Origin of the sequence: Sporosarcina sp. NCCP-2331 (genome assembly GCF_023707945.1) — a bacterium.
GTDB lineage: Bacteria > Bacillota > Bacilli > Bacillales_A > Planococcaceae > Sporosarcina > Sporosarcina cascadiensis.
Map to the genome: position 1 here is coordinate 59,451 of NZ_BRCD01000008.1, position 24,431 is coordinate 83,881.

At 49.4% G+C, this 24,431-nt stretch carries 24 protein-coding genes; 4 read left to right on the top strand and 20 right to left on the bottom strand.

The genetic code is table 11. The features are described from left to right. Positions 1 to 37: 37 nt before the first annotated feature. Positions 38 to 1,540 (bottom strand): DHA2 family efflux MFS transporter permease subunit, encoded by a 1,503-nt coding sequence (locus NCCP2331_RS06390; protein WP_251669395.1) that lies wholly within the window; start codon positions 1,538 to 1,540, stop codon positions 38 to 40. 176 nt (positions 1,541 to 1,716) lie between these two features. Between NCCP2331_RS06390 and NCCP2331_RS06395 the strand changes: the two genes are divergently transcribed. Then, the gene (locus tag NCCP2331_RS06395) at positions 1,717 to 2,601 is read left to right on the top strand and encodes a TetR/AcrR family transcriptional regulator (protein ID WP_153720727.1); all 885 of its coding nucleotides are present in this window, start codon (positions 1,717 to 1,719) and stop codon (positions 2,599 to 2,601) included. A 264-nt stretch (positions 2,602 to 2,865) separates the two neighbouring features. Here the strand turns inward: NCCP2331_RS06395 and NCCP2331_RS06400 are convergent, their stop codons facing one another. The 7 genes from NCCP2331_RS06400 to NCCP2331_RS06430 are packed head-to-tail and all read right to left on the bottom strand — an operon-like array spanning position 2,866 to position 7,835. Then, on the bottom strand, positions 2,866 to 3,828 hold the full coding sequence (locus NCCP2331_RS06400) for a 2-hydroxyacid dehydrogenase (protein ID WP_153720726.1): 963 nt from the start codon (positions 3,826 to 3,828) through the stop codon (positions 2,866 to 2,868). 13 nt (positions 3,829 to 3,841) lie between these two features. Next, complete coding sequence (gene moaA / locus NCCP2331_RS06405; RefSeq protein WP_285835513.1) at positions 3,842 to 4,867, bottom strand: GTP 3',8-cyclase MoaA; 1,026 nt, start codon at positions 4,865 to 4,867, stop codon at positions 3,842 to 3,844. Next, entirely contained in the window at positions 4,864 to 5,436 is a 573-nt protein-coding gene (mobA, locus tag NCCP2331_RS06410; RefSeq protein ID WP_251669399.1) for a molybdenum cofactor guanylyltransferase, read from the bottom strand. The genes moaA and mobA overlap by 4 nt, the downstream gene beginning before the upstream one ends. Beyond that, positions 5,433 to 5,666 carry a molybdopterin converting factor subunit 1 gene (gene moaD / locus NCCP2331_RS06415; RefSeq protein ID WP_251669403.1) on the bottom strand — a complete coding sequence of 78 codons (234 nt, stop codon included), beginning with the start codon at positions 5,664 to 5,666 and terminating at the stop codon, positions 5,433 to 5,435. Before moaD ends, mobA begins: the two co-directional genes overlap by 4 nt. Then, positions 5,663 to 6,109 carry a molybdenum cofactor biosynthesis protein MoaE gene (locus NCCP2331_RS06420; protein WP_251669404.1) on the bottom strand — a complete coding sequence of 149 codons (447 nt, stop codon included), beginning with the start codon at positions 6,107 to 6,109 and terminating at the stop codon, positions 5,663 to 5,665. The genes moaD and NCCP2331_RS06420 overlap by 4 nt, the downstream gene beginning before the upstream one ends. After that, entirely contained in the window at positions 6,106 to 6,582 is a 477-nt protein-coding gene (gene mobB / locus NCCP2331_RS06425; RefSeq protein WP_251669406.1) for a molybdopterin-guanine dinucleotide biosynthesis protein B, read from the bottom strand. Before mobB ends, NCCP2331_RS06420 begins: the two co-directional genes overlap by 4 nt. Beyond that, a complete protein-coding gene (locus tag NCCP2331_RS06430) occupies positions 6,579 to 7,835 on the bottom strand; it encodes a molybdopterin molybdotransferase MoeA (RefSeq protein WP_251669408.1) in 1,257 nt (418 codons plus the stop codon). Before NCCP2331_RS06430 ends, mobB begins: the two co-directional genes overlap by 4 nt. A gap of 64 nt (positions 7,836 to 7,899) precedes the next feature. On the opposite strand from NCCP2331_RS06430, the gene moaC reads away from it, so the two are divergent. After that, positions 7,900 to 8,391 carry a cyclic pyranopterin monophosphate synthase MoaC gene (moaC, locus tag NCCP2331_RS06435; RefSeq protein WP_251669410.1) on the top strand — a complete coding sequence of 164 codons (492 nt, stop codon included), beginning with the start codon at positions 7,900 to 7,902 and terminating at the stop codon, positions 8,389 to 8,391. A gap of 293 nt (positions 8,392 to 8,684) precedes the next feature. Here the strand turns inward: moaC and NCCP2331_RS06440 are convergent, their stop codons facing one another. Genes NCCP2331_RS06440 through NCCP2331_RS06490 form a run of 11 tightly spaced genes read right to left on the bottom strand, consistent with a single transcriptional unit; the run spans position 8,685 to position 21,126 of the window. After that, entirely contained in the window at positions 8,685 to 9,206 is a 522-nt protein-coding gene (locus tag NCCP2331_RS06440) for a MogA/MoaB family molybdenum cofactor biosynthesis protein (RefSeq protein ID WP_251669412.1), read from the bottom strand. A 12-nt stretch (positions 9,207 to 9,218) separates the two neighbouring features. Further along, a complete protein-coding gene (locus tag NCCP2331_RS06445; RefSeq protein WP_251669413.1) occupies positions 9,219 to 10,238 on the bottom strand; it encodes a ThiF family adenylyltransferase in 1,020 nt (339 codons plus the stop codon). Between the two features lie 42 nt (positions 10,239 to 10,280). Continuing rightward, positions 10,281 to 11,795: a nitrate/nitrite transporter gene (locus tag NCCP2331_RS06450; protein WP_153720716.1), complete on the bottom strand. Its 1,515-nt coding sequence runs from the start codon at positions 11,793 to 11,795 to the stop codon at positions 10,281 to 10,283. Between the two features lie 56 nt (positions 11,796 to 11,851). After that, entirely contained in the window at positions 11,852 to 12,382 is a 531-nt protein-coding gene (locus NCCP2331_RS06455; protein WP_251669415.1) for a hemerythrin domain-containing protein, read from the bottom strand. Positions 12,383 to 12,398: 16 nt separating this feature from the next. Beyond that, the gene (locus tag NCCP2331_RS06460) at positions 12,399 to 13,049 is read right to left on the bottom strand and encodes a response regulator (RefSeq protein WP_153720714.1); all 651 of its coding nucleotides are present in this window, start codon (positions 13,047 to 13,049) and stop codon (positions 12,399 to 12,401) included. Continuing rightward, positions 13,030 to 14,112, bottom strand: coding sequence for a sensor histidine kinase (locus tag NCCP2331_RS06465; protein WP_251669417.1), 1,083 nt, complete (start codon positions 14,110 to 14,112; stop codon positions 13,030 to 13,032). The genes NCCP2331_RS06460 and NCCP2331_RS06465 overlap by 20 nt, the downstream gene beginning before the upstream one ends. Next, entirely contained in the window at positions 14,093 to 14,572 is a 480-nt protein-coding gene (locus NCCP2331_RS06470; RefSeq protein ID WP_251669419.1) for a GAF domain-containing protein, read from the bottom strand. Before NCCP2331_RS06470 ends, NCCP2331_RS06465 begins: the two co-directional genes overlap by 20 nt. A gap of 29 nt (positions 14,573 to 14,601) precedes the next feature. After that, positions 14,602 to 15,297: a respiratory nitrate reductase subunit gamma gene (narI, locus tag NCCP2331_RS06475; protein WP_153720711.1), complete on the bottom strand. Its 696-nt coding sequence runs from the start codon at positions 15,295 to 15,297 to the stop codon at positions 14,602 to 14,604. Next, entirely contained in the window at positions 15,290 to 15,859 is a 570-nt protein-coding gene (gene narJ / locus NCCP2331_RS06480) for a nitrate reductase molybdenum cofactor assembly chaperone (protein ID WP_251669421.1), read from the bottom strand. The genes narI and narJ overlap by 8 nt, the downstream gene beginning before the upstream one ends. After that, on the bottom strand, positions 15,852 to 17,462 hold the full coding sequence (gene narH / locus NCCP2331_RS06485; RefSeq protein WP_251669423.1) for a nitrate reductase subunit beta: 1,611 nt from the start codon (positions 17,460 to 17,462) through the stop codon (positions 15,852 to 15,854). The genes narJ and narH overlap by 8 nt, the downstream gene beginning before the upstream one ends. Next, on the bottom strand, positions 17,452 to 21,126 hold the full coding sequence (locus NCCP2331_RS06490; RefSeq protein ID WP_251669425.1) for a nitrate reductase subunit alpha: 3,675 nt from the start codon (positions 21,124 to 21,126) through the stop codon (positions 17,452 to 17,454). The genes narH and NCCP2331_RS06490 overlap by 11 nt, the downstream gene beginning before the upstream one ends. Before the next feature lie 963 nt (positions 21,127 to 22,089). Here NCCP2331_RS06490 and scpC point away from each other — a divergent pair. Further along, positions 22,090 to 23,610, top strand: coding sequence for a succinyl-CoA:acetate CoA-transferase ScpC (gene scpC / locus NCCP2331_RS06495; RefSeq protein ID WP_153720707.1), 1,521 nt, complete (start codon positions 22,090 to 22,092; stop codon positions 23,608 to 23,610). 222 nt (positions 23,611 to 23,832) lie between these two features. Here scpC and NCCP2331_RS18395 read toward each other — a convergent pair whose 3' ends face one another. Then, a complete protein-coding gene (locus NCCP2331_RS18395; RefSeq protein WP_255425124.1) occupies positions 23,833 to 23,955 on the bottom strand; it encodes a hypothetical protein in 123 nt (40 codons plus the stop codon). A 276-nt stretch (positions 23,956 to 24,231) separates the two neighbouring features. Here NCCP2331_RS18395 and NCCP2331_RS06500 point away from each other — a divergent pair, with 276 nt between their 5' ends. Continuing rightward, positions 24,232 to 24,426, top strand: coding sequence for a hypothetical protein (locus NCCP2331_RS06500; protein WP_251669427.1), 195 nt, complete (start codon positions 24,232 to 24,234; stop codon positions 24,424 to 24,426). The last annotated feature ends 5 nt before the right edge of the window (positions 24,427 to 24,431 follow it).

A 24,431-nucleotide genomic window follows, 5' to 3' on the forward strand; every position in this document is an offset into this window, starting at 1 on the left:
AAAAAAAAGAGGCTCCGCATTACACGGAACCTCATATTCAGGACTTGAATTTCTCGCTGACTTCTTCGGAAGGTTCAAATTTCGGCGGAACGACACGTTTAATGAACAGTGCCAGTACCAGAGCTCCTACCGTAATGAGCGTAGAGATAAAGAAGGCGTGGTTGATGCCGTCGAGCATCGCCATCCGGCCAATCTCCTCTTTCATTGATGAAATATCTACACCCGAAGCCATCAAATCCTTCGCTTGGTCAGCTGCTGATTTATCCAGCCGGTTGGTCATGATGGTCAGCAATATCGCGGAGCCGATCGCGCCGGACACTTGCTGCAATGTATTGTTCATCGCAGTACCATGCGGATTGGATTTCATCGGCAGTGAATTCATACCGTTCGTCATGATCGGCATCGTCACCATGGAAAGACCGAACATCCGGATCGTATAGAGCATCATCAAATAATAATAACCCGAATCAAGCTCCAGACGGCTGAGGAAATAAGTCGTGACCGCGGCAATTGTCAGTCCGGTATAAGCAAGCGCACGCGGACCGTATTTATCGAATAATTTACCGGTAATCGGCGACATGACACCCATCGCGATTGCGCCCGGCAGCATGAGCAGTCCTGCATGGAATGGTGATATTCCGCGGACGTTCTGTACGTACAGCGGTGTCAGAATCATCCCCGAGAACATGGCGACAGACAGCACGACAGAAATAATAGAAGCCAATGCGAACATCGGATGCTTGTAAATCCTGACATCCAGCAGCGGCTCTTTCATACGCAGCTGTTTTAACACAAAGATAATGAGTGATACTGTACCGACTGCAATAGTTCCGTACACTTCAAGTGTGCCCCAGCCTTTGTCACCGGCGGAACTGAAACCGTAAAGCAGACTTCCGAAACCGATACTGGATAGAATTAAAGAAGTTATATCCAGTTTCACATCGCGGTTCGGCGTAATGTTCTTCATTTTAAACAGTGCAAACACGATCGTGATCAGCGCAATCGGCAAGACGATGATAAACAGCATCCGCCACGAATAGTGCTCCACTACCCAGCCGGATAATGTAGGGCCGATCGCCGGCGCGGTAAACATGACCAGGCCGAACATACCAAGTGCTGCACCGCGTTTCTCAATCGGAAACGCAGTCAGCATGACATTCATCAAGAGCGGCATCATCAATGCAGAACCTGAAGCCTGAATCATACGTGCAACGATGAGCAGACTGAATGTCGGTGCGACAATCGCTAAGAATGTACCTAATGAAAACAGTACCATCGCTGTCAGGAATATCTTTTTATTCGTAAACTTCGTAATGAAAAATGCACTTGCCGGAATTAAGATCCCGTTCACAAGCATAAAACCTGTCGTCAGCCATTGAACATCTGACGGACGAATCGAAAATTCATTCATAATGACGGGCAGTGCAATATTGAGCAATGTGTTGTTCAAGATGGCGACAAATGCCCCAATGAACAAAATCGCAATAACCCCGTATGGAGGGTTTGCATGTAATTTCTTAATATCTAATGTCTCTTCCATTTCATCCTCCTGTATTTCCCGATAAATAGTAACAGAGATTTATTTTATACCGTTAGTCTAATTAATTCAACCAATAAACTTATAAAAATTAAAAACGTTGATATTACAAGGTTAATTGTTTACTATTAGCAGTGTACCGACAGTACAAAATAAGTTACAGATACAGGTGGGAATTAATGAACGATCGAAAAAAGCATGTGTTGCATACTGCTAAGCAACTGTTCATCAAGAACGGTTTTCAGGCGACGTCCATTCAAGATATTTTGGATGAAGCCCATATATCAAAAGGAACATTCTATAACTACTTCTCTTCGAAAAATGAATGCCTGATGGCGATTTTACGCGATGCCTACCATTTATCGTTCCTGCGCAGGAATGAACTCGCGATCGGCCAAGACTTATCCGATCCGCAGCTTCTTTCGGATCAGATCCATATCCGGCTGACAATGAACCGGGAGCAAAACCTATTGCCTTTATTTGAAACTGTCGTTCATTCGCCAGACGATGAACTGCGGCAATTTGTCAAACAAATGCACTACCGGGAACTTGCCTGGATTGCGAAACGGCTCGCTGATATTTATGGGAATCAGGTGAAGCCGTATGCGTATGATTGTGCGTCGCTGATTTTCGCCTTCATTCAGCATTCATTGAACGTCTGGAAGAGTTCCACGCCTGAACAGCTTGATACAAAACATCTCATCGACTTTGTCATGCAGCGAATGAAAGTCGTCATCCCGGACATCATCGACAAGGATGAACATTTCCTGTCACAAGGCCTGATCGAGACGATTCTAAAAGGCGCGGAGCATTACCCGATGACCCAGGAAGTGCTCATCGGGAAACTGCGGGAATTCATCGGGCAACTGCCTGACGGTGAGAGTGCAAGTAAATTATACAGTCAGTTCCTGCTCGACGAACTGTCGGCAGATGCGCCGCGGATCTATTTGCTGGAATCTGTTGTCCGTTCGTTCCGCCAGTCATTTGAAGGTACGGATTTTCAGCTGCAGGCAGTGGAGTTGTCGGCTGCAGTCTGGCTGTTTATCGATAAGACAGAATGCTGAAAAGCTGTCCGGGGCATGTAAAATGTCTCCGGGCAGCTTTTTTGCGTGCTGATTCCAATGAAAAGTTTTGATGCGCGCCAATCCGGTGTCCGGCCGCACCAAAGCCTGCGGCAAACGAACCAAAACGGCGGCGCACCGCACCAAACTAGCCTGCAGGCGAACCTTTCAGCGCTGCAGCCGCACCAATCGCGCGTGACCGGGACCGGCCGCAAATAAAAAAGGGGCTGTCCGCGGTGACGTCCCGGACAGCCCTGCTTTCTCTAGTTACCACACTCGATGATTCGGTTCTTCGCCATTCGCCGATGCAAGCAGCGCCTGCTGATTCAGCTTCATCATCGCCAAACGTGTCGGCAGGCTCGCACTGCCGATATGCGGCAATACCGTCACATTCGGCAGCGTCAGCAATGGATTGTCGAGCGGAACAGGCTCTGTCTCGAAGACATCCAGGCCTGCTGCATGAATCCGTTTCGTCTGCAGTGCTTCGAACAGCGCCTCTTCGTCCACAATGCCTCCGCGTGCGACGTTGATCAGAATTCCTGTTTCTTTCATTTGACCGAGCTGTTCCCTGCCGATCAATCCTCTCGTTTCCTCACTGAAAGGCACGAGTACCAGCACGAAATCAGATTGAGCCAGCAAGTCAGGAAGTTCGGCATAGCGGCAGCCGTACATATCTTCCATTTCCGACTTTCTGCTGCGATTATGGTACAGGACATTCATGTCGAAGCCCTTTGCCCGCCGCAGCACCGCTTCACCAATCCGGCCCATGCCGATGATGCCGAGCGTTGCGCCGTAGACATCCATCCCGGTAAAACCAAGCGGCTCCCATGAAGTCCACTTGCCGCCACGCAATGCATGTTCCGCACCCATCAGGTCCCGGGCTGTCGCCATCAATAAGGCAAATGCCAGGTCCGCCGTCGTTTCCGTCAGCACATCGGGTGTATTCGTGACGATCACGCCTCTTTCATTCGCTGCTTTCACGTCGATATTATTGTAGCCGACCGCCATATTCGAGATGATTTTCAAGTTAGGCGAAGCATTGAATACCTCTTCGTCGATCTGATCAGAAATCATCGTCCATAATGCATGCGCAGACGCCGCTTTTTCCAGCAGTACATCACGCGGCACCGCTTCACTTGCAGAAGGCCACATATCCACTTCATAGACATCACGGAGCGGAGCCACAATCTCTTCCGGCATTTCCCGGCAAATAAACAATACAGGTTTCACAGACATTTCCTCCTCAGCCGCCGATATAGTTCATATTGATTTTCTTGCGGTTCTTTACTGTCTGTTCCGAGCGCTCGTCTGAATAGCGATCTTTTCTGCCTCTCCAAACGTCCGCGATGGCTTCAAACAACTCTTCATCCGTTTTGCCCGAACGGATCAATTCCCGTATGTCAAACCCGTCCGACGCGAATAAACACGTATAGAGTCTGCCTTCAGAAGACAGCCGGGAACGCGTGCATGTCGAGCAGAACGATTCCGAAACGGACGTGATGAAGCCGACTTGCGCGCCGACATCGGAATCCAGGTAGTGATAGCGTTTTGCCACTTCGCCGTAATACTCTTCTTCCGCCGGTTCCATGTCATAGACGGACGACAGCATGTCATAGATTTCCTTCTTCGTCACGACTTTATCGAAGCTCCAGCCGTTGTCATTGCCGACATCCATGAACTCGATGTAGCGAAGCGTGATGCCGAGATCCTTGAAATAGGCCGCCATCGGCAGAATTTCGCTTTCATTGACTCCTTTTTGTACGACCATATTCACTTTGATTGCAAAACCAATGTCTTTTGCCTTTTTAATGTTTTTCAGAACGAGATCAGGCGTGATGCCGCGTCCGTTGATCCGGCCGAATAATTCGGGATCCAGCGCGTCCAGGCTAATGTTCAGGCGCCGCAGCCCCGCATCATACAGCGGCTGCGCATATTGTCCGAGCAGCACCGCGTTCGTTGTCAGTCCGATGTCTTCGATTCCCTCGATGTCATGAAGCTTGCGGATCAGCTCCGGCAAATTCCGGCGCATCAGCGGTTCGCCGCCTGTCAATCGAAGCTTCTTCACACCCAGCTTTGCGAAAATACGCGCCAGACGTTCCAATTCCTCGAATGAAAGCAGCTGATCTTTTGCCAAAAATAAATAATCATCTCCAAAAATTTCTTTCGGCATACAATACGTACAGCGGAAATTACAGCGGTCTGTCACTGAAATCCGCAAATCCCGAATCGGCCGTCCAAGCTGATCGACGATGGCATCCATCTGCCTCATCTCCTTTCCAATTCACATGGCGTATTGACATTTTTAAATACAAGTTCAGGCTGTTCCGTCAGCAGTCCGCCCTCAATCCACTGCCCTCCAAGCCGAGCCTGGGCGTGCATGACCCGGCGGTTGCCTTCATTCAACGCCTGACGTATGGCCGGTTTCGCCGCCGCTTGCCAGACAGAAACCAACGGATGGCGTTTGCCTTCCACCGTTACTGCCGAAACATCTCCCTGATGCTTGTTGAGGAGCCGGCCGATTACTTGCTCTTCCATAAACGGCATATCGCAGGGCAACACGGCGTAACGTTCCGCTTCGACAGCTTCCATACCAGAAAGTATGCCTGCCAAAGGCCCCATTCCCGCGTACTTTTCCAGATCCATCGTCAAATGAATTTCATTCGGCAGTTTCTCCAGGAATTCGGGGCGCGTCACTACTACGATTTCTTCGCAAAAAGGCTGCAGTGCCTGAAGCGAATACTGATAGAAAGGCTGTCCCTGATAATCAGCAAATGCTTTCGGAGAACCGAATCTTCGCGACTGGCCCCCCGCAAGCAGAATGCCGGCCGTCTGCTTCATCCCCCGCTCACCGGCGGAATGAACGCGCACACATCACCCGCTTGAATAACATCTTCTTTTCTCGCGTATTCTTCATTCACCGCGACATGAATCGTGTCTCTGCCAAAACCCGGATACGTCGTTTCCGCCCAATCCAGAAGTTCACCGACCGTTAAAGGAGCGCGATCCAAAGATTCCTCTCCCTTACCCGTCAACTCCCGTAATCTTGCAAAATAATGAACTGTAATCACTGTAACCCGCTCCCTTTCTCTGGATATTTCTTCTGTGCGCCGATCCACTCTTCGCCGTCTTCCCAGATTTCCTTCTTCCAGATCGGCACGACTTCCTTGATCCGCTCAATTGCATATTCATTCGCTTCGTATGCTTCTTTTCTGTGCGGAGAAGACACGGCAATGACTACTGCGATATCGGAAATCTTCAATTCACCGATTCTATGCGCCATCGCAACGCGGACACCGGGCCACTTCGCTTCCATTTCCGCGCCGATTTCCGCCAGTTTCTTCTCTGCCATCGGAATATATGCTTCATACGCCAGATACAGCGTCCGGACTCCGTGCGTCCACTCCCGCACATGCCCTGTAAAGACCGTCACCGCGCCGGCGGCAGGATGCAGGACAAAGTCGCTGTACCTCTGCGTATTGATCGGCTGATCCGTAATTTCATACTGTTTCATTTGTCCCCGCCTCCCTGCACCCAGTCCAGAATCCATTCATCCAATAAGGCAATATCCGCGAAAATATCTTCTGTATACGCTTTACGGATGATGCCCTGCAGCTGCTTCAAATCTTCCCAATCGCCTTCATTGCGCAGAAGCACAATCTTTTCTCCAACTTCCTGCTTATAGCCTTCTATCAATAAAACATCCGGCTGATTTGACGCCGTCAATGTCTTTAGCTCTTCAAATGACTGATATTTCTGTTGAATCAATTGTATCATATTTCCGCCTGCCACGAGGGTCGAGACGGCCCCGGCTTCCAGAAACTGTACCGTATCCGTATGAACAGGCGGCAGTTCAGGCGCTCCTCCATGTCCATGATGTTTCAGCACTGCAACTTCAAGCCCCTCACTCCGAAGCACGGTAATCCAGTGGGAAATCAGCGCAGTCTTGCCGCTATTCTTGAATCCTGTCACATGCAGCGTCTTCATAATTCCCAGCGCTCCGTCCCTTGTTCCGTCCCGAGCAGCAAGACATCGACCTGCGTGCCTTTCTCATAACCCCTCGTTCCGCTCGGCAGCACGATGATGCAGTTGCCGCGCGCAATCGAAGATACTGCACTCGATTTATTGAAACCTGCAGGGGTCGCCGTAATTCCCTGAGGCGTCATGTCCCATGATGCCCGAATGAAACGGGTGAAAGGATTCGGCTTTTTGAAGTCATCACCGAGAATTGCCTGGATCCGCGGCAAGTAAGGAGCGGTACAGCCCATCATCGAAAGGATTGCCGGTCGCGTAAACAACTCGAAACCGCTGAAGCATGCAGACGGATTGCCCGAAAGTCCGAACAGCAATTTGTCGCCGAGCACTGCCACTGTCGTTACACTTCCGGGGCGCATCGCTACTTTATTGAATAAAACTTCCGCACCGAGACGCTCGTAAATCGCCGGCAAATAATCATAATCACCGACCGAAACACCGCCTGTCGTGATGAGCAGATCCGTTTCTTTCAGCGCATGTTCCACGATTTCCGTACATGCATCCAAGTCGTCTTCCATCATGCCGTACGCTTTCGATTCAATGCCCATCCGCGTCAGCTGCGCATGGATCATCGGCCCGTTCGAGTTTCGGATCTTGCCGGGTACTAATTCATCGGAGACATCGAGTAATTCCGTGCCCGTCGACAGCACGCCTGCCACCGGCTGTTTGGCGACTTTCACTTCTGAATAGCCGAACGTCGCAAGCAAAGCGATCGTTCCGGGGTGGATGACGGTTCCCGCTTCAATCAGCTGCTCACCTTTTTTTGCATCTTCGCCCTGCCGCGAGATATTCTCCCCCGCTTCAAACGGTTTGCGCAGTGTGAAGCCCGTTTCATTCTCGACGGTCTGCTCGAGCATAACGACCGCATTCGCCTGCTCCGGAATAATTGCGCCTGTCATGATGCGGTACGATTCACCCGCCTCAACTGCACGGTCCGCCACATGTCCGGCACCGATTTCACCGATTACCCGAAATGCTTTGCGTTTTTCACCGGATGCACCCGCCGAGTCCGCCGCACGAATTGCGAAACCGTCATAAGGTGAGCGGTCAAAAGGCGGCACGTCATGCTTTGCGATAATCGGCTCCGCCAGCACTCTGCCATACGTTTCTTCTAACGGAAGGATTTCCGTCCCGAGTTTATGTACGTGGGCCATGACGCGCTCCACGGCTTCCGCCACTTGAATAGGCTTTCGAATTTCTACCACTTACATCTCCTCTTTCTTTTGTTATACTAACGAGTACAATGAATGAAACGAAAGGATGAATTGTATGTCCGAACTGACTCACTTCAATGAACAGGGCCGAGCGAAAATGGTCGATGTATCCGATAAATCCGTGACATTGCGCACCGCAGTCGCCAAGTCTTCGATCATCGTCAACGAATCGATCCATGAACAGATTACTCACGGCACGAATAAAAAAGGGGACGTCTTCGCGGTTGCTCAAGTCGCAGCCATCATGGCCGCGAAAAATACCGCAACGATCATTCCGATGTGCCACCCGCTGCCGCTGACCGGCGTGGATGTCCGGTTTGATTGGAAAATTGATGAAGCACAGCCGCATTACGAAGTGCTGATCGAAGCAGAAGTGAAAACGAAAGGCGTCACAGGTGTCGAAATGGAAGCCCTGACAGCCGCTTCAGCCGCTGCGCTGACGATTTACGATATGTGCAAAGCCGCCGGCAAAGAGATGATCATCGGTCCGACCATGCTGCAGACAAAAACCGGTGGCAAAAACGGGGATTACGAACGCGCAGACTGAGTTCTGCGTGTTTTTTATTTATTTGAGCAGGGCGGCTCGGCGGAACGAGCCAAACCTGCTTGAAGCCGCACCAATGCAATGTTCCGGCGAACCAATCCCGATGCCAACCGCACCAATCCTGCATCCCAGCGAACCCATCCAGCCGCCGCATGATCATAAATCCTGCCCAACCGCTCATAGCGAACCGTCAACCGCTCATTCAGTCCGCGCCAGCGCTCCTAACGACTCCGCGGCCGCTCATCCCCTGCGCTCACGTGATCATTCCCCCCGTTCAACCGCTCATACGCCGCCATTCAGCCTTCCAAATGCTTCGTCAATTCATGCACAATATGCGGAAGCTCGGGCAAAATCAGTTTATCCATTGCGAGCGTCACAGCTTTTGAGGAACCCGGCAGCAAAAACACCGCCTGCTCGCCGACTGCTCCCGCAGCTGCGCGGCTCAGCAAAGCTTTCGAACCGACATCTTCCGTATAGCTCAGAAAACGAAACAGCTCGCCGAAACCGTCCAGCTGCTTCGTGAAATACGGCGTCACCATCTCCACCGTTACATCCCGCGCACCAATGCCCGTGCCGCCAGTGAAAATCATCGCCTGAATTGCCGGATCCAACAGCCAGTCCGACAGCTGACGTACGATATGCTCGCCTTCATCGAGACAGATGCCATATTCCTGCACGTGATGCCCGGCGTCTTCCAGCTTCTGCCGGATAATTTTCCCGCTCTTATCATCTGCTTCCGTCCGTGTGTCGCTGATCGTCAATACTGCCACCGCAATGGACTTCCTGCGTGCTTCCTGCGGTAAATGAGACTCTTCCATTTCAACTGCCCCCTAACCGAATAATGAATGATAGATTTTGCGGCCCGCCTGCATATTTTTCAACCCGTGGATCAGCAGGCGTCCGTTGCCGAATAAAATACAGCGGTACCCTTCCGCATGAAACTCCACGAAAAACGGCGTCTCACGATAGGGCGTCTGCAGCTGCTGTGCCACCCGCACGCCGTCAGCTACCGTCAATTCCCGGCTCGCATCCGGAATAATCTGTACCGTATCGCGTCCGCAGAGCACGGCATACTGTGTACCCGACTGCTGATGCAGCGCAGGATACACCGGATGGTTGCCGCATGTTTCACAATCCGGGTTCTTTATCCGGCTGATTCCCGCCTCAACGGATGTATTGTTCCACACATCAAAATGCAGGAGCTTCGTGCGCATGGCTGCTTCATTTCCAGTCAGCCATTTTAATGCTTCCGCACTTTGATGCGCCGAAGAAATCTGGACAGCAGGCGCAATCACCCCTACTGTATCACATGTTTCATTGACCGACGGCAACACCGGCAGTAAACAGCGGAAACAAGGGGTCCTCCCCGGCATAAAAGGAAAGACGCTGCCGGAACTTCCGACAACGGCTCCATAAATCCATGGAATCTCCATCTTCCAGGAGACATCGTTGATCAGCAGCCGCGTTTCGAAGTTATCGGTCGCATCAATCAGCAGATCAGCGCCGGCTGCCATCTCTTCCAGCAGCGGTCCGTCTACGTGGTCAAGCACGGTATGGATTTCCACATCACCGCGGACCGAAAGCAAGCGCTGTTTTCCAGCGACTACTTTCGGAACACTGTTGTCCGCATCTGCTTCCGTGAACAGTTGCTGGCGCTGCAGATTGGATGATTCGACATAATCCCGGTCTGCAAGTGTTATTTTACCGATCCCCGCACGCACGAGCGTTTCAGAAACCGCAGAGCCGAGCGCGCCGCAGCCGATAATGACGGCGTGTGACTCCGAAAGCTTCTGCTGGCCCGGCACTCCGATCGGCTGAAACAGCGTTTGTCTTGAATAACGATTTTCCACTTCATCTACTTCCTTTCATTCAACCAGAAACGAAGGCATCGGTTATGGTAACCGATTGCCTTCTGTTGTTACGGGACTGATATCACTGAATGATCCAACATAACGGACCACATCGCCTGTGCCGTCTTTCACCGCACTGATGGATAAAAACTCCAGATATTCTTCGCCGTTTTTCTTCTTATTCCAAATTTCACCTTGCCATTCACCATGCTCGGCGATTTGACTCCACATCTCGTCGTAATAGGCTTTGTCATGGCGTCCGGAACTAAGGATACTTGGACTTTTACCGAGCACTTCTTCCTCACTGTAACCCGTCAGGCTGGTAAATGCCGGATTGACCGTAACGATCTCGTCATTTTTATTGGTTACCAGGATTCCCTGTCCTGTAGAGTCGAACACCTCTTTTGACAGGCTGACACGGTCCATATAATAGAGCCAGACAACCAGCACGAGACTCACAAGCGACACTTGGGAGAATGCCATGAAGCCGATTGAATAGGAACCTGTCATCGAGAAGATTGTTGCGAGCAATAACGGAGGGAAGAATCCGCCTAGGCCGCCCATCATCGAAACAATCCCGTTCACTGTTCCCGCCTGCTTGCTGAAATAAAGCGGAACCAGTTTAAAGATGACGCCGTTTCCAATACCTGCTGCTGCAGCGATGATAATACTGCCGACTGTATACAGCGCAATATCCGGAGAAAACGCCAGAATAATTGAAGCGAATGTCAAACCGGCAAAACAGCCCATCAGCAGGAACAATGGCTGGAATTTATCCCCGAGCCATCCACCTACAGGTCTCAATAACGTGGCAACCACGATGAAACCGGCAGTCCGCAGCCCCGCGTCCACTTTCTCAAGTCCAAAATAATTGACCAGGAAGTTCGGCAGGAATATGGTGAACGCCACGAATGAACCGAATGTAATGAAATAGAATAAAGAAAAGAACCATAGTTTCTCATTCTTGTAGACACCTTTTATTTGCTCGACAATCGGTGCCTTTACTTTTTTCTCCTGGCGGTCACCGAAGAAGAAATTCAGTGCGATAAACACCAGCAGCAAAATCAAATACATCTTAACAGTCAGTGACCAGCCGAATTTCATGGCCAGTACCGGTGCGGAGAACGTCGTAATGGCTGTTCCGATATTCCCCATCCCGTAAATCCCGTTGACCAGACCATGCTTTTCTTTCGGATAGTATTTCGGAAGCGAAGTAACACCCACCGAGAAAATCGCGCCACCCACCCCAAGCAATGTACCGCCGATCAACAGTCCTGTCACTGTCGATGTTTCACTTATGTAGTAGACAGGAAATAAAAGCACGATGAAACTGACGAAAAACATGACGCGTGCGCCATAGACATTCGCATAATAACCGAGCGGAATACGCAAAATCGAACCAAGTACTACTGGAATTGCTGTAATGATGGCCACGCGTTCAGGCGGGATCGAGATGTCTTCACTGATAAACGGCAGCAATGAAGAAATAAGCACCCAAACCATGAAACCGACAACTAGATTCGCCGTCTGTAACGGCAACTGGATCTTTTGTGTCATAGGAATCCATCCATTCTGAAGTTAGTTACATTACTATGTTTCTCTATCACTCTTTCTTACTCTGGCAAAATCGATGTATACATTTGCTCGAACAAGTCATCCTGCTCTTTCGCCCGCAGGACATTTATGACCATCGGAAAAATCACATTCTCTTCCTTAACGAAATGAATCATGATGACTTCGAACGCTTCGCCCGCGTCTTTCACGACGTCCTGCATCATCTCTAAGCTGAATGACGACAGATCGCCTCTCGTATGATGGAGGAAATGTCCGATATACGCATCGATTTCATCATGTTCTTCCTGCACCGCCTGGACCGGTCCCTGATCGCTGCCGACATATTGTGCCAGCATCGGAAACAGATACGTTTCTTCCTTTTCCGTATGGTTTTTCAACGGTTCAATGAATGCGACGACCATCTTGCGCAATTGTTTCAGCGCAGCCAGCCCTTCTTCACGGGAATACATCTCTTTTTCAAAGTTCAGCACAATCGCATGCCATTGGTTCATTTCATGCATCAGGAATTGATGTTCATTTTCTAGAACACGCAAGACCGGCAATGTATGGGTAAATCCCGGATTAACCATCTCACTTCGCCTCCCGTCAGAAATTCAAGAACTTCTTGCGCAGCGCATATTCGACCAGTTCCGGACGGTTCTTCAATTGAAGTTTATCCATCAACTTTGCCTTATGCGCTTCTACTGTCTTCACTGAAATATAAAGCATTTCTGCAATTTCTTTATTTCCGTACCCTTTCGCGACAAGCGGCAAAATTTCAATTTCCCGCTTGGATAAAATCTTGAACGGATCATCTTCGTTTTTTGCTCTGGGTCCTTTTTGGACAAACTCCCGGATAAGCGACGTCGCCATCGAAGGATGTACATAGGTGCCGCCCTCATACACTTCACGAAGCGCACTGATCAGCTCTTCATCAGGTGCGTTTTTTAAAATATACCCGGAGGCACCATTCTTCAAAACATGGAACATATACTCTTCATCATCATACATCGTCAAAATGACAATCTTCGTCTCCGGAAAGTCCTCGTGTATCTTGCCTGTCGCAATCAGACCGCTCTGACCGGGCGGCATGCTTAAATCCAGCAAAATGATGTCAGGCCGGTGCTTGGCAACCAGTTCATATGCTTCCAATCCATCTGCCGCGGTCGCTACGACTTCCATATCCTCTTGATAATTCAAGATATGCATGAATCCGGTCCGGACGACTGCATGGTCATCAGCTATTATGATTCTCACTCGCTGCCCGCCCCTTTCCTGCTGGAATTTCCACTTGAATTTTGGTCCCTTCATCTGCACGGGATACAATCGTTATATTCCCGCCGACCAGTTCCACGCGCTCCTTCATTCCGAAAAGGCCGAGTCCTGTTCCTTGAGGGGCAAAATCATTGACGTCGAAGCCGACTCCTTCGTCTTCTATCTCCAATTGCAAAATCCCCTGCTCGTCTTTCAAGGTCAGGAACACTTCTTCCACTTCCGCATATTTCATGGCATTCAGCATAGCTTCCTGCCCGATCCGGTAGATGACGGTTTCAATTTCCCCTTCATAGCGTTTCTGCTCCAGATCGGAACTCAAATGCACGATCAGACCGTAATTTTTCTCCAGCCCTTTTATATGGGTGCGAAAAGCTGCTTCAAGTCCAAAATCATCCAAAACCGCCGGACGCAATTCAACGGATAAATGTCGGATTTCATCCAATAAACGCATCAAGGAACCTTCTGTCTGACGCAGTTTTTCCAGTGCCTTGTCATTGACATCCATATACTTCAGGACGCGCAAATCGACGAGCGAACTGAGCATTTCCTGCGCCACACTGTCATGCAGTTCCCGGGAGATGCGTTTGCGTTCATTTTCCTGCGCCTGAATCACCTGCTGCATCCGCATTTTCTGATTCAGCACTTCCGCTGTCTGTGTCTGGCGTGTTAAGTTGCGCAGCATCAATACAGAAGTCCCCTGCGCTTCATCAATTACTTGGTAAGTTGCGCTGAAAGGCTGCAGGCCAAGATCTTTCGTCTCCAGAAACAGCTGGAATGAAGTCAGTGTCTCCTGCGGCTTCGACATGAAACAGGAAACACAGGTCATCTGCTCGTCTTCACTTGTAAATCCCCGGCAGGTCAGACAAATGGAGTTTGTTTCCCCTTCGAGCATTTTTTCGTAAATTTCCGGTTCGACGATCTCTTTGGCGGCTTCATTCATCGACAGGATCTGACCGTTTGCCGCAAAAAAGAACATCGCTTCTGTTGTGCGCTCATATAGTTTCTGCAGCAAATCTGTTAGGTTTTCACTGTTCGATAATGTCATCTTTCATTCGCTCCTTATGATAAAACGGTCCGAATTGCGAACCAACAGCCTGCTTGAAGTGTTCAAATCTTTCCGTAGTCATCTTCTTCGATTCACGGTACCCGACCAGCAGCACGCCCTGTACATGATCTTCCTGGAATAAAGGAATGGCGCCGAAACTTTTCAGCTTTTCGAAAATGAGAATGGGATAATTGTAAAGATCTTTCGCCTCTACATGTTCACTCACATCATTCACCATCATCGGCTTACCTGTTTTAAAAACCAGTCCCGCAATCCCTTTTCCTGACGTAAGGACAATTCTCCGATAGCTCAAACTCAAGTTTCCAGTTACATAACGCCACTTCAGCTCATGCCGATACTTGCTGAAATCCACGAGCGCCAGTCCAATGAAGTCTGCTTTCAGCGTCTCCTTCAGCTGTTCAATCGCCGAATGAAAATAAAAATTCTGTTGTCCGTTCATAGCACGCTCTCCTATTATTCATCATTCGCTCATCGAGGTGTATGTTTCGTCGGCTGATGTTTTCTATATAGAATATAACTTCTGCCTACATAATTCAACGGTACACTCCATACATGGACGAGACGAGTAAACGGCCACATCGCGAAAATGAGGAATCCTGTCAGAATATGCAGTTTAAACGCTATAGGGACCGCTGACATAAAGGCAGCTTCCGGCTGGAAAATGAGCAGCGAGCGGAACCAGACGGAAATCGTTGCACGGTAATCAAACCCCGGCGTCATCGTGTTCGTGATCAGTGAACTGTAGACACCGATGAAAACAATGAACAACAGCAAAGAATTGACAATCAGATCCGAATTGGATGAAAGCTTACGGACATTTGATTTTGTGAACCGGCGTGCCGTCAGGATAATCATTCCGGCCAGCGTGACAACTCCGAAGAATCCGCCGCCCCATACTGCGCCGATATGATACATATGGTCACTGACGCCCATTGCACGAGTCCATTCTCTCGGAATCCCGAGACCCGCGACGTGACCCAGAATTACAGGAAATATTCCAATATGGAACAGCAGACTGCCGATCATCAATTGCTTTTTCTCAATGAATTCACTTGACTTGGCTGTCCAGCCGAACTGATCGTTCCGATAACGGAAAATATGACCTACAATAAATACTGCAATACAGATATAAGGAAAAATGACCCAGAGAAATTGACTAGTCATTGGTTGGAACCTCCCGTTGAATGCACGATTTACAAGTTTCCCGCAGTGCCCGGACTAAATGAAAATAGGGGCTTTCATACTTTTCTAGCGCTTTCATCAAAGAATAGCTGCCGTCTTCCATAACCGCCAGCAGCATGGAAAAACTCTGTTGCGCCCGCGGATCCCCCTTCCATTCCGCTGCGTAAATAAATTCACACATCAATGGAAGCAGATCAGACAGTTCCTCGTCCGGCATCTCTAATCCGAACATTTCATATAGCACTTTCAGCCGTGCGAGCATTTGCCCGCGTTCTTTGGAATCCTCAAATTTCACGAAAGTCATAAAGAGTGTCGCGTCTTTCTGAAAATCAAATGTATAGGTGTACAGCTCTTGAATATCGTCGAGACTGTACGTCTGCATCGCCTGCCAGTACGTTTGAAGATCTTCGTAGCCCGCTGCATCAGCGGGTACGAATTCTTCCCAGACCGACGGATGAAACGTCAGTTTTTCTGGGTAGTTCAGTTGATTCGAGAAAAAACCGAAAATCTGTTTCTTTTCATATAGAAGATCAAGATTAATCACGCCAGATCCCCCCATAGAAATTCTCTTCATAAATTTCTTTGCCTGTCTTCACAGGAGCTCCCGGAGTTACTGGTCCGCAGCCGTCACAACCTCCATCCGAGCCCATGACTGAATAGGAATACGGGTTTTGTGCCGGTGCCTGTTCGCCGTACGTACCCATGCCGTCATAACCGGCAGATCCCTGCGAACGGTAGACGTTCATCTGGCCTTCCTTATGGGACGTCGGGATCACAAAGCGGTCTTCATACTTCGCAATCGCAAGCAGGCGGTACATGGCTTTCGTCTGTGAAGCGGTCAAGCCGACACGCTCCAGTTTTGATTCATCGAACTCTTTGCCGGAAGAAACCGCACGCATGTAAGAACGCATCATCGCCATACGCTGCAGGCCTCCTTTCACCGTTTCCACGTCTCCTGCCGTCAGCATATTCGCCAGGTACTGCAGCGGTATACGCATTTCTTCGATCGCCGGGAAAATCATATCCGGATTCTTGATGGAGTCTTTTCCTTCAAAATAGTTCATGATCGGGCTGAGCGGCGGTACATACCAAACCATTGGGAGTGTACGGTATTCCGGATGAAGCGGGAATGCCAGCTTATATTCAACAGCCAGTTTATAGACCGGAGAATTTTGCGCTGCCTGAATCCAATCTTCGGAAATACCATCTTTGATCGCCTGCTCCATGACTTCCGGATCGTTCGGATCCAGGAACAGATCAAGCTGTGCCTGATATAGATCTTTCGGGTCCGGTGTAGATGCCGCTTCCTGCACACGGTCTGCGTCGTACAGCAAAACGCCCAGATAGCGGATTCGGCCTGTACATGTTTCGGAACAGACGGTAGGAAGTCCAGACTCGACACGCGGGAAACAGAATGTGCATTTTTCCGCCTTATTCGTCTTCCAGTTGAAGTAGACTTTTTTGTAAGGACAACCTGTCATGCAATAGCGCCATCCGCGGCAGGCTTCCTGGTCAACGAGGACGATGCCGTCTTCATCGCGCTTATACATTGCGCCTGAAGGACAGGATGCAACACAGCTCGGGTTCAGGCAGTGTTCGCAGAGTCTAGGCAGGTACATCATGAATGCCTGTTCAAAATTAAACTTGATTTCTTCTTCGATTTTCTCGATATTCGGGTCAGTCGGGCCTGTGATGTGAGCGCCTGCCAGCTGATCTTCCCAGTTCGGGCCCCATTCCGGATCCATGTATTCGCCCGTAACGACGGACTTCGCACGCGCAACCGGCGTATGCTTCTGATCCGGCGCAGCTGTCAGTTTCTCGTAGTCATACGTCCAAGGCTCATAGTAATCTTTCATTTCCGGCATATCCGGATTGTAGAAGATCTTCCCGAGTGCGATTTTCGAAAGCTTGGAGCCGGATTTCAGCTCGAGCTTCCCTTTCCGCAGCTGCCATCCGCCTTTATAGACTTCCTGGTCTTCCCAGCGTTTCGGATAGCCGATCCCCGGTTTCGTCTCTACGTTGTTGAACCACATATATTCCGCACCTTCACGGTTCGTCCATGTCGTTTTACACGTCACACTGCACGTATGACACCCGATACACTTGTCTAAGTTCATCACCATTGCAACCTGCGCTTTAATTTTCAAGCCAGTTGACCTCCTTCATCTTGCGGACCGCGACATACACATCTCGCTGATTTCCGATAGGTCCGTAGTAGTTGAATCCATAACTGAGCTGAGCATAGCCGCCTACCATTTGAGTCGGCTTCATATGAATACGCGTCGGTGCATTGTGACTTCCTCCGCGCTGCTCGGTAATTTCCGAGCCCGGCATTTGAATGTGCTTATCCTGTGCGTGATACATGAACATCGTACCTTTTGGCATCCGGTGACTGACAACAGCGCGCGCATTGACGACACCGTTGCGGTTATAGACTTCGAGCCAGGCGTTATCGTCGATTCCGTGCTCCTCGGCGTCCAGATTTGAAATCCATACCGTCGGACCTCCGCGGAATAATGTCAGCATATGCTGATTATCCTGATAAGTGGAGTGGATATTCCACTTGCCGTGCGGTGTCAGATAACGCAGAACGAGCGTATCCAGGCCTCCGACAATCTCCTTATCACGATCGGCGAACACCATGGGCGGCAGTGTCGGTTTATAGACTGGCAGCGCCTCCCCGAATCCAAGGAAAAATTCATGATCCAAATAAAAATGCTGTCTGCCCGTCAACGTCCGGAAGGGAACCAGCCGTTCGATATTCGTCGTGAACGGCGAGTAGCGGCGTCCGAGTTTATTCGAACCGCTGAAGACCGGCGTCGGAATGACTTCCCGCGGCTGCGCGGTGATGTTAGCGAATGTGAATCGCTCGGCTGCACGGTCGGCTGAAATATCCTTCAGCTCGACTCCCGTGTCTGCTTCCGCTGCTTCAAATGCCCGCTGTGACACACGTCCGTTTGTGGCGGATGACAGTGTCAGCATCGTTTCTGCTGCGTGCTTCGCCGTGAACAATTTCGGCAGGCCGTTTTTAATCGTCTCGTCTTCATAGACGCCGTTGATGCCTTTCATCATTTCATACTCTTCGGCAACGGAGAAGCTGACACCGTGCGCGCCCGTCTTGCCTGTCGATAATAAAGGCCCGAGCGTAATGTACTTATCGTAGATTTTCGTGAAGTCACGTTCAACAATCGTCATACCTGGCATCGTCTTGCCCGGAATCGCTTCAATTTCACCTTTACTCCAGTCCTTCACTTCACCGAACGGCTGGGCAATCTCCTGAATCGAGTCATGTGCCAGCGGTGATGTCACCAGATCTTTGTAGACGCCCGGCAAATGAATTTTCGCCAGTTCTGAGAATGTTTCAGCGATTGACCGGTAAATGTCCCAGTCCGAACGTGATTCCCACAGCGGATTGACCGCAGGATTGAACGGGTGGACGAACGGGTGCATGTCGGTAGAAGAAAGATCCACTTTTTCATACCATGTCGCTGCCGGCAAGACGATATCCGCATACAGCGGCGTGGCCGTCATCCGGAAATCCAGTGCCACCATCAGATCCAGCTTGCCTTCCACTTCATCACGCCAGACCATCTCTTCCGGCTTCATGTCTTCATTCGGGCTGGCCAATAAGCCGTCGGATGCTCCTAGCAAATGCTTCATGAAGTATTCCTGTCCCTTTGCTGAACTTGAGATCAGATTAGAACGCCAGATAAAGAGCGACCGCGGGAAGTTTTCCGGAGCACCCGGGTCTTCTGCCGCAAATTGTAATTCGCCGGACTTCAGCTGATCGACGACATGGCTGACGACTTCACTCGTTTCCGTCTTGCCAAGCTTCGCCGCGTCTTCTACCAGCTTCAAGCTGTTCTGGTTGAACTGCGGATACGACGGCAGCCAGCCAAGTCTTGCTGCCAGTATGTTGTAATCCGCCGGGTGCTGGTATCTCGCCTCTCCGCCAAGCGGGGACATGAGTGTGTCAGCACCTGCCTCTTCATATTTCCACTGATCCGTCGCAAAGTAGAAGAATGATGTCGCGTTTTGCAGCCTCGGCGGGCCCTGCCAGTCTTTCGCGAAGGCAATCGTACTCCAGCCTTCGATCGGGCGGCACTTCTCCTGGCCGACATAATGCGCCCAGCCTCCGCCGTTCACTCCCTGCGATGCAGTTAATGTAACTAAGTTCAGGATCGCGCGGTAAATTGTGTCACTGTTAAACCAGTGATTGATCCCCGCCCCCATGATGATCATCGAACGTCCGCCCGTATCGATGGCGTTCTGGGCGAATTCCATTGCGATCTGCGTAACCAGTTCAGGTTTTACATTCGTGATGGATTCTTGCCAGGCCGGAGTATAAATAGAAGTAACATCATCATATCCAGTCGCCTCCAGCTCGCTGCCGATCCGATTGACACCGTATTGACTCAGCATGACATCATATGTCGTTGTCACCAGACGCTCGCTTCCGTCCGCAAACTGTACTTTCATTGCAGGAATCGGACGTTTGAATGTGCCGTTGCCCCGCTGATCAAAGTAAGGGAAATGAATTTCCTTCCATTCTGCAGCATGTTTTTCGACAGAAAGAGCCGGCTCGACACGTGTGCCGTCTTCATTGTCCAGCTTCAAATTCCACTTGACGTCTTTCTCCCAGCGCTGTCCCATCGTCCCATTCGGCACGATGATTTCATCTTTCGCTTCATCTAACAGCACCGGTTTCCAGTCTGCGTGTTCCGACTGCTGGCCCAGATCACTCGCTCTCAGGAATCGTCCGGCTTTATATGAATCTTCATGCGGGTCTAATAGAATTAAAAACGGCATATCTGTGTACTGTTTGGCATAGTTTAAGAAGGTTGGCTCTTTGCGCTTCTCATAGAACTCGTCCAAGATTACGTGCGTCATTGCCTGCGCAACCGCTGCGTCGGTTCCTGGATTTGCCGCGATCCAGTCATCTGCATGTGTGACACTTTCCGCATAATCCGGTGCCACGGAAACTACTTTCGTTCCTTTATAGCGTACTTCAGTCATAAAGTGCGCATCGGGCGTTCTCGTCAAAGGAACATTCGAACCCCACATGATGATATAGCCGGCATTGAACCAGTCACTCGATTCAGGAACATCCGTCTGCTCGCCCCAAATCTGCGGAGAAGATGGCGGAAGATCCGCGTACCAGTCATAGAAGCTCAGCATTTCGCCGCCCAGTAATGAAATGAAACGCGCGCCGGATGCGTAGCTGACCATCGACATCGCAGGAATAGGGGTAAACCCTGCCACGCGGTCGGGACCATATTTCTGCACCGTATAAATCAGCTGCGCCGCGATCAGCATCGTCGCATCACGCCAATGAATGCGGACATGCCCGCCTTTACCGCGTGCACTTTTGTATTCTTTCGTTTTTGCGGGATCTTCGACAATCGCAGTCCAGGCTGCAACGGGATCTTGCTTTTCCTGAAGTGCTTCGTTCCACATGCGCCACAGTTTTCCTCTTATATATGGATATTTGACGCGAAGCGGGCTGTATTCATACCAGGAAAATGATGCACCGCGCGGACAGCCGCGTGGTTCGAATTCCGGCATGTCGGGACCGCAGGATGGATAATCGATCTGCTGATTTTCCCATGTGATGATGCCGTTCTTGACGAACACTTTCCAGCTGCAGGAGCCTGTACAGTTTACGCCGTGTGTCGTACGCACCACTTTGTCATGCGACCAGCGCTGGCGGTACATGTTTTCCCAGTCACGGTTCTTTTCTTCAAGCACCGACCAATTTCCAGAGTAACTTTCAACAGGTTTAAAATAATTCAGTCCAAATCTCTTTTTCATCGAACATTTCCACTCCTTCTCAGAATGTCGCTTCAAATGAACACAGACATATTCATCAACTTACCCTAAAATAAACTAATTAATCGGAATTAAACTAAGGGAATTCCCTAGTTTTGTTTTTATCACGTAAGACTTATGTCATGAAATCTAGTACTCTGCTATCTACTTCTTAAGTATACGCCGTTTCCCGGCAAACTCTATTAGGGTTTTCCCTTTTCTCCCGTCAGAACACCCTGCTTTTGTTTGCTTCATTTAGTTTGTTTACGTGTGAAAGTGCGGGTAAGTGGAGGGAGGCCGTTTCCCTGTGTTCCAGGCGGACGCGTTCTGGAGGGCCCGCGGTGAGCCGACTTGGTCGCAAGTCGTCTCACCTGTCGGGCTAATCCTCCCAGAGTCGCCGCCTTCCACTCCGGTACACTAGGCTGGTTTTTCAATAATTTTTATGTGAGTGGAAGTATGAGCATATTATTTGAGACTATTACGATAGGTGAGGTATTTCATGCACTACTTATTATTCTGCAAAGGCTAAGATTCTTGTGATCAGTGCATTTGCAAAGTCGAAAAACTGGAACGTACACCAACTAAATCTGCTTCTGCGAAAAAGCAGCATGATATACCTTCTCCACACTAGCGAAGGCGCATCTGCGGGGTCGGCCGTGGCTGTGAGACTGCTGGCATGCTCTTCGCCAGTAGGCTCATAGCGTAAGGCAATCCCCCAGCGCCGAAGCGAGTTTAAACTGCAAACACATAATTCAATTAAACTTCCCGCCAAGTCAAGAAACGAAGACCACGGCAACTATATTCACACTCTGCAAAAAAACAGCATGAAATACACATCCAGCACCGGCTTCAAGAGAAAAATCTCACATTCTGACAATTTCACTATACTTCTCATAATATTATGTTGATTTTATTTAGATAGGTGTTAGAATTATAGTTAAAATGAAAGGTTAGGTGGATGATACCGTGTCAAACGAATTAAACAAAGTTCTTCGTTGTGAAGCACTGAAAGACAAAATTGTTACAGCTGAAGAAGCAGCATCTTGGATCGAGGATGGCATGTCTTTAGGTATGAGTGGCTTTACTTTGTCAGGAGATGCGAAAGCGGTTCCATTGGCATTAGCTGAAAGAGGTAAAAACGAAAAGTTCAAAGTAAACGTTTTCACAGGTGCTTCTCTCGGACCGAACGTAGATGAGCTGATGGCTGGAGAAAACTTGATCAACATGCGTATTCCTTACCAGGGCAACCCGGTGATGCGCGGCAAGATCAATACCGGCGAATCTTTCTATATTGACCAACACCTTTCCCATACGTCTGAATGGGTGCGCCAAGGCGTGATCGGACCGATTGATTATGCAATTATTGAAGCAGCTGCAATTACGGAAGACGGCCAGATTATTCCGACTGGTTCTGTAGGTAACTCACCGATTTTCGTACAGGAAGCAAAGAATGTCATCATTGAATTAAATGTTAACGTACCTGCTGAATATGAAGGACTTCATGATATTTATATTCCTGAATACCAAGGCGATAGAAAAGAGATTCCTGTCTATAGCGTGACGGATAAGATCGGTACTCCGGGAATCAAAGTAGATCCTGCAAAAGTACGCGGAATCGTTATTACAGAGAAGATGGATATTCCATCCCCAATCGTTCCTCCGGATGAAGAGACACAGGAAATTGCTAACAATTTACTCGACTTCTTCCGTGACGAAATCAAGAAGGGCCGCATGGACGAAACATTGATGCCTCTTCAATCAGGTGTTGGTTCTGTAGCAAACGCAGTACTTGACGGCATGAGAACTTCTGAGTTCAAAGACATCGAAGTATATTCCGAAGTACTTCAAGACGCAATCTTCGACTTGATCGACGACGGCGTAGTGAAATTCGCTTCCGCTACTTCTTTGACTCTTTCCAAGAAACGTCTGGACAGCCTGAAAGAAGATATCGGTAAATACCGTGATAAGTTAGTATTCCGTCCACAGGAAATCTCTAACCATCCGGAAGTGATCCGACGTCTGGGCATCATTTCATTCAACACAGCACTTGAGCTGGACATCTACGGAAACGTGAACTCTACACATGTCAGCGGTACACGCATGATGAACGGTATCGGCGGTTCCGGTGACTTCGCACGTAACGCGCGTATTGCGATCTTCGTAACGAAGTCGTACGCAAAAGGTGGAGATGTTTCATCGATCGTACCTTTCTGTTCACACGTAGACCACACAGAGCATGACGTAGACGTGATTGTTACGGAACAAGGTTATGCGGATCTTCGCGGCCTGGCTCCACGACAAAAAGCAGAAGCATTGATCGAGCACTGTGCACACCCTGATTTCAAGGATGAGCTGCGTGATTACTACAACCGTGCGAAAGAACAAGTTGGCGGACAAACTCCACACATCTTGGAAGAAGCACTTAGCTGGCACGTAAATCTTGCGAAGAACAAGACAATGCATAAAGCGGCAGAAGCACAGAAATAAGTTGGGTGAATGGGCGAGCGGATTAATTTCCGCTCGTTTTTTTGTTTTGATTAGGATGTTGGCGGCTGCGCGGCGGGGCTATGAGCGCTGGCAGGGTTGGTATGATCACTCGCATACCGTGTATGAGCACCGCCGGGTCGGCAATGATCACCCCGCGGCCTTCAATGATCACTTGCGGGTATGGCATGAGCGCTGGTGCGTATTCAATGAGCGCGGACCTTCCTATGCATATTTAGCTGTCATCCCGCACGTCTCTTCTCCTCTATCCAAAATGATGATCATTTCCAACATCATTCCACTCAGCATCTTGATAATGATAGCTAACATTTTCGTCGTAATAGACATAGAAAAAGAACACCCTCTGATGTCTTTCAATCAGAAGTTGTTCTTTTCTTATGCTGTGATAGTATGCTGTGATAGACTTCAGTTCTCTGAATCATTCCACCGGTGCTAGCTCGTCTGCTCGAAGAAGTCCGTCTTCGTGTCGTCGAAGTTATCGACATACGCACGAATCCACTTCATCGGATTGTCGGTGAATTACTGATACTACCTCCACTGTAATTCCTTTACCGTGCAGCTCTTCTCTAGTATGATATGATGAAAATAAAGGTGGTGAGCCAAATGAAAGATGGTCTTAATCCCAATCAAAAGAGAAAGTATGGTTGGCTCGACAAGTGGGTTAAAATGACAGGCGAGCGCGCAAGAATTGATGCCAAGGCAAACGACACATATATCATTTATGAAAAAGACGGCGTGTTATGTAAAGAATACCCTAACGGAAAAGTAGTTCCATTGAAGAAGAATGGTGAATCTTAATGAGT

Coding starts and splice junctions, on each gene's coding strand:
- NCCP2331_RS18395 (WP_255425124.1), bottom strand. CDS start 23,955: ATGTCTATTACGACGAAAATGTTAGCTATCATTATCAAGATGCTGAGT.
- NCCP2331_RS06420 (WP_251669404.1), bottom strand. CDS start 6,109: ATGAAACAGTATGAAATTACGGATCAGCCGATCAATACGCAGAGGTAC.
- moaA (WP_285835513.1), bottom strand. CDS start 4,867: ATGAGGCAGATGGATGCCATCGTCGATCAGCTTGGACGGCCGATTCGG.
- NCCP2331_RS06395 (WP_153720727.1), top strand. CDS start 1,717: ATGAACGATCGAAAAAAGCATGTGTTGCATACTGCTAAGCAACTGTTC.
- NCCP2331_RS06440 (WP_251669412.1), bottom strand. CDS start 9,206: ATGGAAGAGTCTCATTTACCGCAGGAAGCACGCAGGAAGTCCATTGCG.
- moaC (WP_251669410.1), top strand. CDS start 7,900: ATGTCCGAACTGACTCACTTCAATGAACAGGGCCGAGCGAAAATGGTC.
- mobA (WP_251669399.1), bottom strand. CDS start 5,436: ATGAAGCAGACGGCCGGCATTCTGCTTGCGGGGGGCCAGTCGCGAAGA.
- NCCP2331_RS06470 (WP_251669419.1), bottom strand. CDS start 14,572: ATGAACGGACAACAGAATTTTTATTTTCATTCGGCGATTGAACAGCTG.
- NCCP2331_RS06465 (WP_251669417.1), bottom strand. CDS start 14,112: ATGACATTATCGAACAGTGAAAACCTAACAGATTTGCTGCAGAAACTA.
- NCCP2331_RS06455 (WP_251669415.1), bottom strand. CDS start 12,382: ATGGTTAATCCGGGATTTACCCATACATTGCCGGTCTTGCGTGTTCTA.
- NCCP2331_RS06500 (WP_251669427.1), top strand. CDS start 24,232: ATGAAAGATGGTCTTAATCCCAATCAAAAGAGAAAGTATGGTTGGCTC.
- NCCP2331_RS06450 (WP_153720716.1), bottom strand. CDS start 11,795: ATGACACAAAAGATCCAGTTGCCGTTACAGACGGCGAATCTAGTTGTC.
- NCCP2331_RS06390 (WP_251669395.1), bottom strand. CDS start 1,540: ATGGAAGAGACATTAGATATTAAGAAATTACATGCAAACCCTCCATAC.
- mobB (WP_251669406.1), bottom strand. CDS start 6,582: ATGAAGACGCTGCATGTGACAGGATTCAAGAATAGCGGCAAGACTGCG.
- NCCP2331_RS06490 (WP_251669425.1), bottom strand. CDS start 21,126: ATGAAAAAGAGATTTGGACTGAATTATTTTAAACCTGTTGAAAGTTAC.
- narI (WP_153720711.1), bottom strand. CDS start 15,297: ATGACTAGTCAATTTCTCTGGGTCATTTTTCCTTATATCTGTATTGCA.